This is a genomic window from Streptomyces sp. NPDC013187, from assembly GCF_042899705.1.
Taxonomy (GTDB): domain Bacteria; phylum Actinomycetota; class Actinomycetes; order Streptomycetales; family Streptomycetaceae; genus Streptomyces; species Streptomyces hawaiiensis_A.
Window position 1 is genome coordinate 317,406 of the sequence record NZ_JBIBAF010000003.1, and the last position, 13,078, is coordinate 330,483.

At 69.8% G+C, this 13,078-nt stretch carries 7 protein-coding genes and 1 pseudogene; 5 read left to right on the forward strand and 3 right to left on the reverse strand.

The window, feature by feature from the left end; genetic code table 11:
• Nucleotides 1–29 precede the first annotated feature (29 nt).
• Nucleotides 30–480 (reverse strand): annotated as a pseudogene (locus tag ACFY5B_RS07365) (acetylxylan esterase); the annotation flags it as partial.
• A 293-nt stretch (nucleotides 481–773) separates the two neighbouring features.
• Here ACFY5B_RS07365 and ACFY5B_RS07370 point away from each other — a divergent pair.
• From ACFY5B_RS07370 to ACFY5B_RS07390, 5 genes are all read left to right on the forward strand, one after another.
• The gene (locus tag ACFY5B_RS07370) at nucleotides 774–1,766 is read left to right on the forward strand and encodes an ABC transporter permease (RefSeq protein WP_389965799.1); all 993 of its coding nucleotides are present in this window, start codon (nucleotides 774–776) and stop codon (nucleotides 1,764–1,766) included.
• On the forward strand, nucleotides 1,760–2,632 hold the full coding sequence (locus ACFY5B_RS07375) for a carbohydrate ABC transporter permease (RefSeq protein WP_389965802.1): 873 nt from the start codon (nucleotides 1,760–1,762) through the stop codon (nucleotides 2,630–2,632). The genes ACFY5B_RS07370 and ACFY5B_RS07375 overlap by 7 nt, the downstream gene beginning before the upstream one ends.
• Before the next feature lie 46 nt (nucleotides 2,633–2,678).
• Nucleotides 2,679–4,334: an extracellular solute-binding protein gene (locus ACFY5B_RS07380; RefSeq protein ID WP_389965804.1), complete on the forward strand. Its 1,656-nt coding sequence runs from the start codon at nucleotides 2,679–2,681 to the stop codon at nucleotides 4,332–4,334.
• A 115-nt stretch (nucleotides 4,335–4,449) separates the two neighbouring features.
• The gene (locus tag ACFY5B_RS07385; protein WP_389965807.1) at nucleotides 4,450–5,133 is read left to right on the forward strand and encodes a hypothetical protein; all 684 of its coding nucleotides are present in this window, start codon (nucleotides 4,450–4,452) and stop codon (nucleotides 5,131–5,133) included.
• Complete coding sequence (locus ACFY5B_RS07390) at nucleotides 5,130–7,124, forward strand: beta-galactosidase (RefSeq protein ID WP_389965810.1); 1,995 nt, start codon at nucleotides 5,130–5,132, stop codon at nucleotides 7,122–7,124. Before ACFY5B_RS07385 ends, ACFY5B_RS07390 begins: the two co-directional genes overlap by 4 nt.
• Here the strand turns inward: ACFY5B_RS07390 and ACFY5B_RS07395 are convergent.
• Complete coding sequence (locus tag ACFY5B_RS07395; RefSeq protein ID WP_389965813.1) at nucleotides 7,118–9,100, reverse strand: alpha-glucuronidase; 1,983 nt, start codon at nucleotides 9,098–9,100, stop codon at nucleotides 7,118–7,120. The genes ACFY5B_RS07390 and ACFY5B_RS07395 overlap by 7 nt on opposite strands.
• Nucleotides 9,101–9,120: 20 nt before the next feature.
• Nucleotides 9,121–12,918 carry a GH92 family glycosyl hydrolase gene (locus tag ACFY5B_RS07400; RefSeq protein ID WP_389965816.1) on the reverse strand — a complete coding sequence of 1,266 codons (3,798 nt, stop codon included), beginning with the start codon at nucleotides 12,916–12,918 and terminating at the stop codon, nucleotides 9,121–9,123.
• Between the last annotated feature and the right edge of the window lie 160 nt (nucleotides 12,919–13,078).

Genomic DNA, 13,078 nt, shown 5'->3' on the forward strand with positions numbered 1-13,078 from the left:
GCGTCGGCCGCCTCTGTGCCGTCACCGCGTCAGTCCAGCACCCCTCGCAGCCAATCCAGTTGGCGTCGCACCTGGACCGCGTCGCCGCCCTCGTGTCCGTTGAACGGATGGGCGTGGATCTCCCTGCGTGGGTCCGTGCCGGTCAGTTTTCGCGTAGCGATTGAAGGCGGCGTACGCCCCGCTCGGCGGGCACACCGTGTCCCGCAGGCCCACCCCGAAGTGGGCCGGGGCCTGCGCGCGGCGGCGAAGGAGACGCCCTCGACAAAGGAGAAGGGGCGAAAGGCGGCGCGCTCGGCGCCCCGGTGGACGGAGAGGTAGGCGGCGATCTCGCCCTAGGGCCCGGCGTCCGTGAGGTCCAGCGCGCGCCGGATCCCGCACAGCAGCGGCGCGGTGGTCACTCATGCCGCCAGGCCGGGCACGAGCCCTGCGACCGCCAGGGCCGGCCCGCCCTCCCTGGCTGTTGCCCACGGCGGCGATCCGCCTCCTCGATGTCCGGGCGGTGGCGCTCCAGTTCGGTCAGTGGCAGGTCGCACGCGGGCACGGCACCACCTCGCAGGAGTCGGTGACAATCCAGAAACTTGCGGCCGGGCAAGGGCAGTCGACTCCGGGGTCCTACCCAGCGCCGGTGAGATTGCAACCGCGCCACAGGCGTCCCGCCCGAGTGCTGCAGCACCCATTGACAGCGCTTTCTGAGCCCCCTAAGTTGCCGCAAGTTACCGGTAAGAGCTCGAAAGTTTCGGTTCCGCGTCCCATGTCCACGGGAGGCCCGAGCAATGAGCACGTCCACCACACCGGCCCCGCCGGGCACCCAGGACCAGCCGCCGGCCCGTGCCGCTCCCCGGCGCGGCAAGCGGGCACCCGCCCGGACCGGATGGCGCCGGGCACTGCGCCGCGACTGGCAGTTGTACTCGCTGGCGATCCTGCCGCTGCTGTTCTTCCTGGTCTTCCGCTACCTGCCGATGATCGGCAACGTCATCGCCTTCCGGCGCTTCGAGCCCGGCGGTTCGATCTTCGGTGAGGAATGGGTGGGCCTGCGCTATGTGCGGATGTTCCTCGGCGACCCCACCTTCTGGCAGGTGTTCCGCAACACCCTGTGGCTGGGCGGGCTCACGCTCGTCTTCTGCTTCCCGATCCCGATCGTGCTCGCGCTGCTGCTCAACGAGGTGCGCCGGCGCTCCCTGAAGCGGTTCGTGCAGTCGGTGTCGTACCTTCCGCACTTCCTGTCGATCGTGATCGTCGCTGGCATCACGATGCAGATGCTGGCGAGCGACGGCCCCGTCAACCACGTCCTCGGCCTGCTCGGCCACGATCCGGTCCGCTTCATCCAGGAACCCGGGTGGTTCCGTACCGTCTACGTCGGTTCCGAGATCTGGCAGACCGCCGGCTGGGGCACGATCCTCTACCTCGCCGCGCTCACCACGATCGACGAGGACCTGTACGAAGCCGCCCGCATCGACGGCGCGGGCCGCTGGCGGCAGATCTGGCACGTCACCCTGCCCGGCATCCGCCCCACCATGATCACGCTGCTGATCCTCAACGTCGGCACGTTCATGGCGGTCGGCTTCGAGAAGGTGCTGCTGCTGTACAACCCGCTGACCTATCCCACCGCGGATGTGATCTCGACGTACGTCTACCGCTCCGGCGTGGAGTCCAACAGCTTCAGCTACGCCGCCGCCATCGGCCTGTTCGAAGCGATCATCGGCCTGGTCCTGATCACGTCGGCCAACACGCTCTCGCGCCGCACGGTGGGGACGAGCCTGTGGTGAGGCCGAGCCGCTCCCAGCGGATCTTCCAGGGCGTCAACGGGGTGATCCTCACGCTCGTCGTGCTGGTGACCCTCTACCCCTTCGTCAACATCATCGCGCGGTCCTTCAGCGGGGAGCGGCAGATCCGGGCCGGTGAGGTGACCCTGCTGCCCAAGGGCTTCAACCTCACCACGTACAGGATCGTGTTCCACGACTCGATGTTCTGGCGGAACTACGGCAACACCGTGCTCTACACGGTCGTGGCAACGGCGGTCGCCATGGTCCTGACGACCTGTTACGCCTATGTCCTGTCGAAGAAGCAGCTCAAGGGCCGGGGTGTGCTCGTCGGCATCGCCGTGTTCACCATGTTCTTCACCGGCGGCCTGATCCCGAACTACATCCTGGTCACCAGCCTCGGCCTGAAGAACAGCGTGTGGGCGATCGCCCTGCCGAACGCGATCAGCGTCTTCAACCTGCTGGTGATGAAGGCCTTCTTCGAGAACCTGCCGACGGAGCTGGAGGAGGCCGCGCAGATCGACGGCCTGAGCACCTACGGCACCCTGCTGAGGATCGTGCTGCCGCTGTCCAAGGCGGTCGTGGCGACCATGGTGCTCTTCTACTCGGTGTCCTTCTGGAACTCCTGGTTCAGCGCGTTCCTGTACATGGACCGGACCGAACTGATGCCGGTCACGGTCTACCTGCGCAACCTCATCCAGGGCGCCACCGGCGGCGGCAACGCCGGTGCCGGAACCGAGCAGCTCAGCCAGGTCGGCGCGAACATCCAGTCGGTGACCATCGTCCTCACCGCCCTGCCGATCCTCTGCGTGTACCCGTTCGTCCAGCGCTACTTCGTCTCGGGCGTGATGCTCGGCGCGGTCAAGGGCTGACCGCCGCACCTCTCCTCAACTGGCATACGGAAACAAGGGGGTTCCCGTGAAGAACGAAGGACAGCTGTCGCGGCGCCGGATGCTCGCCGCGGCCGGCTTCATCGGCCTCGCCACGGTCACCGGCTGCGGCGGCGGTGACGACGGCGGGGACGGCAAGGACCTGTCGAAGAAGCAGGACGGGGCCATGAAGAACTACCGGGCCGGGCAGCAGTTCAAGGCCTCCCGGCCGCTGTCCTTCTCGGTGCTGCACAACAACAACCCGGTGTATCCGATGAAGAACGACTGGCTGTTCTGGAAGGAGCTGACCAAGCGCACCGGCGTGACGCTCAAGCCGATCGACGTCCCGCTCGCCGACTACGAGAAGAAGCGCAGCGTCCTCATCGGTGCGGGCGACGCACCCTTCCTGATCCCGAAGACCTACCACCCCTCGGAGGTCGCCTTCGTTTCCTCGGGCGCGATCCTCCCGGTCAGCGACTACGTGAAGCTGATGCCCAACTTCCGCGACAAGGTCCGCAAGTGGAAGCTGGAGCCCGAGCTCGACTCCATCCGCCAGTCCGACGGCAGCTACTACCTGCTGCCCGGTCTGCACGAGAAGCCCAAGGCCGGCTACTCGCTGTCCTTCCGCACGGACGTCCTCGACCAGCACGGCCTGAGCCTGCCCACCACCTGGGACGAGGTGTACGGCGTCCTCAAGGCACTCAAGGAGGAGCACCCCGGCAAGTACCCCTTCACCGACCGGTGGAGCACCAACACCCCGTTCCCCTGCGGCGCGCTGTTCAGCTACCTCGGCCAGGCCTTCGGCGTCAGATCCGGCTGGACGTACGACAACATCAGCTTCGACCACAAGGCCCAGAAATACGTCTTCACCGGCGCGCAGGACGCCTACCGGCAGATGGTCGAGTACCTGCGCAAACTCGTCGCCGAGAAGCTCATGGATCCGGAGAGCTTCAGCCAGACCGACGACCAGGCGCTGCAGAAGCTGCTCGCCGAGAAGTCCTACGTGATGAGCGCCAACCCGCAGGTCCTGGTGCAGGACTACCGGTACAACCTGGAGAAGCAGGTCAAGGGCGCGAGGATCGAGATGGTGCCGGTGCCGCTCGGGCCCGCCGGCCCCGTCGTGCTGGGCGGCAGCCGGCTGGAGAACGGTGTCATGATCTCCAGCAAGGCGCTGAAGAGCGACAGCTTCGTCGCCATGATGCAGTTCGTGGACTGGCTCTGGTACTCCGACGAGGGCCAGCGGCTGGCCCGCTGGGGTGTCGAGGGCGTCACCCACACGCGCTCCGGAGGCCGGTACGAGCCTAAGCCCGGCATCAGCCTCATGGGCTCCGACCCGGACGCCCCGAAGGACCTGCAGAAGGACTTCGGCTTCTACAACGGCGTCTTCGCCTACGGCGGCAGCTGGGAGCTCGTCTCCTCGATGTTCAGCCCGGACGAGCGTAAGTTCCAGGACGCCATGGCCCAGCGCCGGCAGCTGCCCATCGACCCGGCCCACCCCCTCCAGTCCTTCGAGCAGGAGCAGGCCACCCTTTGGGAGACCCCGCTCAAGGACCACGTCATCCAGAACACCCTCCAGTTCGTCCTCGGCAAACGCCCGCTGTCCCAGTGGAACTCCTACCTCGCCGAGCTGAAGTCGAAGAACATGCAGCAGCTCGTCGACCTGCACAACAAGGCCTACGAGCGGTTCAAGAAGGAGAACGGGTGATCCGCGCCCCCGGCGCGCCGCGCGGCCGGCTCACCTGTGGCGCGGCGGTGCACCGGCCCCCGTCGTGGCAGGGCGTCCGGCGCGTGCGGCGGCTGCCCGGCCGGAGGGCCGCCGCATGAGCACCGCGCGCACCTCCGACTTCGGCACCGGAACCCTCTCCCGTGCCTCCGCCCTGATCCACACCCTCCTGACCGTCGAGGCGCTGTTCCTCGTCGCCGCGTCCCCGGGCCCGGCCGGGCTGCTCCTGCTCGGCCCCGAGCCCGCCAACCTCCCCCTCGCGGCCCTGTGCCTGCTGCCGCTGGGGCCGGCCCTGTCCGCCGCGCTCTACGCCCTCCACCACCGCAGCCGCGACCTCACCGAGCTGCACCCGGCCCGGGCCTACCTGCGCGGCTGGCGGCTCAACGCCGTACCGGCGCTGAAGCTGTGGACACCCTTGCTGACGTGGCTGACGGTCATCGCCTTCACCCTCACGCACTTCTCCGCCACCGGCCTGCCCGGCTGGTGGGCGCTGCTGCTCGCGGTGATCGGCACCGGCTCCCTCCTCTGGGGCGCTCACGCCCTCGTCCTCACGTCCCTGTTCGCCTTCCGCGCCCGGGACACCGCCCGCCTCGCCGCGTACTTCCTGTTCCGGCACGGCCGCGCCACCCTGGCCGCCGCCTCCCTGCTGGTCCTGACGGCCGCGTCGGCGACCTGGCTGACCGAGGCCCTGCCCGCCCTGCTGGCCGCCCCGCTGCTGCTGTCCCTGCTGCACGGCAGCCGCTCGGTGATCGCCGAGACGCGGAAGGACTTCACCGCATGACGCGCAAGATCCGCTACGGCGGCGACTACAACCCCGAGCAGTGGCCGAGGGAGGTCTGGGACGAGGACCACCGCCTGTTCACCCGGGCCCGCATCGACACCCTCACCGTCGGCGTCTTCACCTGGTCCCTCACCCAACCGGCTCCGGACACCTATGACTTCACGGCCCTGGACCGCATCCTGGACCGGGCCGCCGCCGAGGGACGCCGGGTGTGCCTCGCCACCGGCACCGCCGCCGTCCCGCCCTGGCTCGCCGAGCGGCACCCCGAGGTCAACCGCACCGACTTCGAGGGCCGCCGCCACCGCTACGGCCAGCGCCACAACTTCTGCCCCAGCTCACCGGCGTACCGCGAACACGCCACCGCGATGGCCGCCCGCCTCGCCGAACGCTACCGCGACCACCCGGCCCTGCTCGCCTGGCACATCAACAACGAGTACGGCGGCGCCTGTTACTGCGAGCTGTGCGCCGGGGCGTTCCGGGAGTGGCTCCGCGACCGGCACGGCACCCTCGACGCCCTCAACGACGCCTGGTGCACCACCTTCTGGTCCCACCGTTACACCGCCTGGGACCAGATCGAGCCGCCGAACGCCCTCACCGAGCACTGGCGCGGCCCCGACCACACCGCCTTCCAGGGCATCACCCTGGACTACCTCCGCTTCACCACCGACGCCCTCCTCGGCTGTTTCCTGGCCGAGAAGGAGGTGATCCGGGCCCACGACCCCGACACACCCGTCACCACCAACTTCATGGGCCTGTTTCGCCCCCTCGACTACCACCGCTGGGCGCCCTACCTCGACTTCGCGTCCTGGGACAACTACCCGCCCCCGGACGCCCCGCCGACCCGGCCCGCCCTCGCCCACGACCTGATGCGCGGCCTGAAGGACGGCGCCCCGTTCTGGCTGATGGAGCAGACCCCGTCGACGACGGCGTGCCGTGACGTCAACCCGCTGCGGCGCCCCGGCGAACTCCGCCTCGCCACCTTCCAGGCCATCGCCCACGGCGCGGACGCCGCCCTGTACTTCCAGATGCGCGCCTCACGGGGCGCCTGCGAGAAGTACCACGGGGCCGTCATCGGCCACGCGGGCCGCGACGACACCCGGGTCTTCCGGGAGGTCGCGTCCCTGGGCAGGGAGCTGGAGGCCTTGGGGGAGCGGACCCTCGGCGCCCGGACCCCGGCCCGCACCGCGCTCCTCTTCGACTGGGACAGCTGGTGGGCGCTGGAGATCTCCGACGGTCCGTCCCGGCTGGTGAAGTACCCGGACGTGGTCCACGCGTACTACCGGGCGGCCCGCGAGGCCGGCGCCGACGTGGACGTGATCCCGCAGACCGCCGACCTCACGCCGTACGACGTGGTCCTCGCCCCCGTCCTGCACATGGCCAAGGGCGACCTCGCCCCGCGCCTCGAAGCCGTGGCCGCCCGCGGTGGCACCGTCCTGACCACGTTCCTCTCCGGCCGCGTCGACGAGCACGACCGCGCCTTCCTCACCGACGTGCCCGGCCCGCTCGCGCCCCTCATGGGCATCCGCGTCGACGAATGGGACGCCCGGCCACCGGAGTTCACCCAGACCGTCCCCGAGCTGGGGGCGCGGGCCCGGCTCGTCTTCGAGATCGTGCTCCCGCGCGGGGCCGAACCGGTCGCCACCTACGGCACCGACTTCTACGCGGGCACCCCCGCCGTCACCCGCCACCCCTTCGGCGACGGGGAGGGCTGGTACGTCGCCACCGCCCTCGACCAGCAGGGCGTCGACCAGGTCGTCCGCCGGGTCCTGACCCGCCACGACCTGCTCGGCCCCTACGCCGACCACCCGGCGGTGGAGACCGCGAGCCGGGTCACCCCCGACGGCACCCGCCTGCTCTTCCTCCTCAACCACGCCTGCGAACCGGCCCACCTGACAGCGCTCGGCACGGCCACCGACCTGCTCTCCGGCAAGCGGGTGGACGGGGGACAGCCCCTGGTCCTCGATCCGCTGGGCGTGGCGATCCTTCAGTAGATCCGCCGCCCCCGCTCGTCCGGCACCCCGGACTTGCGCAGGAAGTAGCTGTTGATCTGGTCCCGCCATTCACGGGCGCTGCGGAGCTGCTCCTCGTAGCGCTCCGTCACCCGGGCATGGCGCGCCGGGTCCACCAGCCCGGCCAGCGAGGCCCATACCGCCCGGGCCTCCTGGACCTCCTCGACACCCTCGAAGTGGGTGTCGTAGATGTGCTGGACCACCGTCTTCCCGCTCTTCAGCACATGCCCGTACGGCACGTGGTGGAAGAACAGCAGCAGCTCGTCCGGGCAGGTCTCCGGCGACTCGTACAGCTCGGCCCACGGTGTGCCGTACTGCCCGGCGAACCCCGTACCGCCCGTCACCCCGCGGTCGACCCCGACGCCGTCCCGGTCGGCGAAGTGATAGGTCCCCCACGGGCTGTACTCGTACCCCTCCACACTCGGTCCGTAGTGGTGCCCCGGTTGCACCATGAAGCCGACGCCCAGGGGAGCGGTGTACTTCTCGTACGTCCGCCACGAGCCGTCGAGCACGGCGTGCAGCCCGTCGGCCAGCCGTGCCGGGGCGTCCGGGAAGGTGAGCGCGATCCACTCGTCGAGCACCGCGCCCGGCTCGGCGTCCGGCTGCCAGGCCAGCCGCCCGAAGGTGTACAGATTGGCCTGTGCCAGCGGATGCCCCGTCCAGAACGGGTCGTCACCGACGTTCGACACGGCGACGAGCCCGCCCCGCGCCGACTCGCCCACGGCCGAACCCTGTGCGTGCCGGAACCGCAGCACCTCGCTCCACATCGGGCCCAGCCAGCACGTGTGCCGCTGCTGCCCGGTGTACTCCTGGGTGACCTGCAGCTCCACCGCCAGCCGGGTCCGCGGCATGGCCCCGAGCAGCGGCGAGACCGGTTCGCGCACCTGGAAGTCCATCGGCCCGTGCTTCACCTGGAGCACGGCGCCGGACGCGAACTCCCCGTCCAGCGGCACGAAATGGTCGTACGCGGCCCGGGCCCGGTCGGTCGTGCGGTCCCGCCAGTCCTGGCGGTGGTCGTAGACGAACGCCCGCCAGTGCACCGTGCCGCCGAACGGCTGCAGCGCCGCCGCCAGCACGTTCGCGCCCTCGGCATGACTGCGGCCGTACGCGAACGGCCCCGGCTGTCCCTCCGAGTCGGCCTTCACCACGTACCCGCCGAGGTCGGGTATCGCCTCGTACACCCGCCGCGTCGCCTCGGCCCACCAGCCGCGCACCGCCTCGTCCAGCGGATCGGCGGTGGGCAGCCCGCCCAGCGTGATCGGGGACGCGAAGGAGACCGACAGATGGGTGCGGATGCCGTAGGGGCGCAACGCCCCGGCGATCTCGGCCACTTCACCGATGCGGTCGGTCAGCAGCAGCGCCTCGGTCGCGTGCACGTTGACGTTGTTCACGGACAGCGCGTTGATTCCGCACGCCGCGAGCAGCCTGCCGTAGGCCCGCACCCGGTCGAGTTCGCCCCGTGCCCTGCCGTCCTCCCAGAACAGTGAGCCGCCCGCGTACCCGCGCTCCACCTGGCCCATGACCGGGTGCACGGCCACGTTGTCCCAGTGGTCGAGCATCCGCAGCGCCTGCGCCGGGCGATGGGTCTCCGGCGCCCACCCGCCCCGGAACGCCGCCTCTCCGAGGCGGACGACGTGGAACAGCCCGTACAGCAGCCCCCGGCCGCCGGAGGCGGTGACGGTCGTCGTGCCGCCCTGACGCGCGCACGTGAAGCCCTCGGCGTCACCGACGCCGGTACCGAGGCCGAGGACCAGGTCGTACGAGCCGCCCGGCTCGGCGTCCCGTACGACCCGGCCCCCGAAGCCCCGGCAGGCCTCGGCCACCTCTCCGTGCACCGTCTCCACCAGCGGACCCGATCCCCGGATCAGCGTCCGCCGGCCACCGACCGTCCGGAAGGCGGCGGGCGGCAGCCAGGCCGGATCGACACCCTCGGGCAGGACGGGCACGGGAAGCGGCATCGGACCCCCAACTCGGCTGCTCAGGAGAGCAGTTCGACTTCCGCCAGCATGGCCTCACCGTCGAGGACCAGGCGGTACCTCTCGTACGTACCCGGCGACCTCACGGAGAACGCGCGGGTCTGTCTGTCCCAGGCGAAGGACTCACCGGAGCGCCGGTCCAGCGTGCGCCACGTCGTGCCGTCGGAGGAGCCCTGGAGCGTCCACCCGGCCGGTGCCTCCGCCCGGTCCGCCGACGAGGTCAGCGTGTACTGGACCGCCTCGGTGCCCTCGGAGACCGGGAGATCCACGGAGGTCACCGCCGCGCCCGTCGCCGACGTGTCGTCGAACAGGGCGCCGTCACCCTCCAGCACGTCCGCGCGCGGCGTCGGCACCTCGTCGTCCCGGGTGATCGACACGGGCGCCGCGTGCTCGCCCGTGCCCCAGGACGACGGCCGCGGGCCCATGTCGAACTCCAGCACACCGCCCCCGGCGACCAGCGAGTGAGGGAGAGAGGTCTTCGTCCAGGTCCGGCCGTTCACCTTCAGCCCCTGCACGTACACGTTCCTCCCGCTGTTCCGCGGCGCCTTCACCACCAGCTCGCGCCCGTTCTCCAGACGCACGGTCGCCTTGGTGAACAGGGGCGATCCGATGGCGTACTCGCCGCTGCCCATCACCAGCGGGTAGAAGCCGAGCGCGGAGAACAGGAACCAGGCCGACTGCTCGCCGTTGTCCTCGTCACCGTGGTAGCCCTGCCCGATCTCGCTGCCCGTGTACAGCCGGGACAGCACCTCACGGACCTTCTCCTGTGCCTTCCAGGGCTGCCCGGCCGCGTCGTACATGTAGATCGCGTGGTGGGCGACCTGGTTGGAATGCCCGTACATGCCCATCCGGACGTCCCGCGCCTCGGTCATCTCGTGGATGACACCGCCGTAGGAGCCGACGAACTCGGGGGAGGCCGTCTCCGGCGTGGAGAAGTAGTCGTCGAGCTTGTCCGCCAGACCCTTTTGGCCGCCGTACAGGTTCGCCAGACCCCGGCTGTCCTGCGGAGCGGTGAAGGCGTACCCGTAACCGTTTGTCTCGGTGTAGTCGTGACCCCAGACGCGCGGGTCGTACTTCGAGGACTCCACCCGCCAGTCGCCCTCGGCGTCCTTGCCCTGGAAGAAGCCGGCCTTCGAGTCGAAGAGGTTCACGTAATCCCGGGCGCGGTTGAGGAAGTACGCCGACTCCTCCTTGTAGCGCCGCTCACCCGTCTCCTCGTAGAGCCTGCGGCCCATGCGGGAGATGCCGTAGTCGTTGAGGTAACCCTCCAGCGCCCAGGACAGGCCCTCGTGTGTCTCGGTGCTCGTGTAGCCGAGGAAGGGGGAGGTGGCCATGCCCTTGCGGCCGACGCCCGGGTCCGGCGGTACGACCGTGGCGTTCTTCACCGCCGCCTCGTACGCCGCCTCCGCGTCGAAGTCCACGCCCTTGACGTACGCGTCCGCGAACGCCACGTCCGAGGACGTCCCCGTCATGAGGTCCGCGTAACCGGGGGAGGACCAGCGGGAGGTCCAGCCGCCGTCCTTGTACTGCTGCACGAACCCGTCGACCAGTTCACCGGCCTGAGAGGGCGTCAGGAACGAGTACGCGGGCCAGGTCGTCCGGTAGGTGTCCCAGAAACCGTTGTTGACGTACACCTTCCCGTCGACGATCTTCGCGCCGGTGTGCGTCGGGGTGTCCGGGTTCGGCATGGGGGAGAAGGGCGAGGCGTACTGGTACTCGCCACCCACCTTCTCGAAACCGGAGTTCGGGTACAGGTAGAGCCGGTACAGGCTGGAGTACAGCGTCGTCAGCTGGTCGGGCGTTGCGCCCTCGACCTCGACCCTGCCGAGCAGCCGGTCCCACTGCCGCTGGGCGCTCTTCTTCACCGCCTCGAAGGACCGGCCTTCCGGGATCTCCTGGCGGAGGTTGTCCTCGGCCTGGTCGATGCTGATGAGCGAAGTCGCCAGGCGCAGGGTGACGGTCCGGTCGTCGGGCTCGAAGCGCAGGTGGCCCTTGACGCCGCTGGAGTCACCTTCGGTCACCGGCTGGTCGAACTCGCCGTGGACGAACAGCCGGGTCGCGCCCGTCGACAGCCCGGACTTGACGTCCGAGTAGCCGGTGACGATTCCGTTCTCCTTGTCGAGCGTCAGGCCCGCCTGGTCCGTCACGTTGTCGAAGAGAACGCTCGCGTCGTCGCCCGGGTAGGTGAAGCGCAGCACCGCCGCATGGTCCGTCGGCGCCATCTCGGCCTTCAGCCCGTTCTCGAACCGCACCCCGTAGTAGTACGGGCGCGCCGTCTCGTTCTCGTGCCGGAAGGCCAGCTCCCGGGCCTCCCGCCCGTACTCCGGGGTCCCGGTGGCCACGGACGGCATCACCTGGAACGTCTGCCGGTCGCCCATCCAGGGACTCGGCTCGTGGCTCGCGCTGAACGCCTGGATCGTCGGCAGGTTGTCCGCGTTGTTCGCCCGTGCGTAGTCGTACAGCCAGCTGAGCGAACCCGCGTTGGTCACCGGCGTCCAGAAGTTGAAGCCGTGCGGCACCGCCGTCGCCGGGAAGTTGTTGCCCCGCGAGAACCCGCCGCTGGAGTTCGTCCCGCGGGTGGTCACCGCGTAGTCCGAGCGGTGTGCCTTCGGCCGCTCGGGCGCGACGGACTCGATGCCGATGTCGTCGAGCCAGCCCCGGAACCTCGACGGGCCCTTGGCGGAGTCGTACGCCACCAGGATCCGGTCCACGGTCTTCCCGGCCGCGACCGAGCCGATTCGCGAGGCCACGTCGTTCCACTGGTTGACGTAGAGGATCTTCGCCGCGCCCTGCCCCTGCGGGGTCAGCGGGAAGCCGTGCTGGTCGGTGGCGCGCAGCTCGCTCAGACGGGTGCCGTCGGTGAAGGCGAGGTCGACGGAGACGTTCGTGGCGTCGTAGTCGAGGTCGCCGTCCGCCATCGACGGGAAGATCCGGTAGGCCAGTCGCGTGTTCCGGCCGACGGCCACGTTGACGTCGAAGACCTTGTTGTACGAGTACGCCCGCCCCTCGGTGGTGTGCCGTCCGGCGTACCGCAGGGCCCGCTTCCCGGTGAATCCGGCGCCCGCCTTGGCGGTGGGGGAGCCGCTGGGGCCGCGGTCGACCAGGGAGAGCATGTCCTGCGGGACGGGCCCGTCGGTGCCGCCCGTGGACAGCTGGAGGTCGGCGAGCTGGAGGATGTCGCCACCGTTGTTCCCGGTGACGTCCAGCCGGAAGTGCCGGTACTCACCTGCTGCGGCGGGGTCGTACGTCTTCGTCCGGAACCGCTCGGAGAAAGTTTCGCCGGAACGGGTGTCCAGGGTCTTCCAGTCCTTGCCGTCGGCGGAGCCCTTCAGGGTCCAGTCCTTCGGGTCGCGCTCGTCGTGGTCGTTGGCCGACGTCAGTGCGTAGCGCACCAGTTTGACCGGCTTGTCCAGGTCGAACTCGACCCAGCCGGAGGGCTCGAAGGTGAGCCACTTGGTACTCGGTTCGCCGTCGACGAGGTTCTCCTTCACCTCACCGCCGCCCGCGTTCTCGGCGCTCGCCCGGACGTCGGTGACGCGATCGGTCACGTTGCCCGGTATGCCGCTGCTGTAGCCGCCGTCGACACCCGAGGTGCGCTTGCGGCCGTCGGGGTCGGTGTCGACGGTGCTCGACCAGTCCGGAACAGGGTCGTCCGCCTCGAACGAGGACGCGAACCCCCGATCGGGTTTTCCGGCGGCCTGCGGCAGTGCGACCGCAACCCCCTGCGAGCCCAGAGTCAAAGCGAAGGCGGTCGCCGACACGACCGCCGAACCCCATCCGTGCCGAGCTTTCCGCTGCATCAACGGGTACCCTCCCTGCGCAGTGGACAACGTTGTCACCATCGATACGCAAGGACCAGTAGTCGCCCAAGTGGCAGGGAGTGTCAAGGGTGTTGCCTGTGGCATTCGGGCGCGACGACCGGCATATTTCCGGCGGAGCGCCCCCGGGCCACTCATGCTT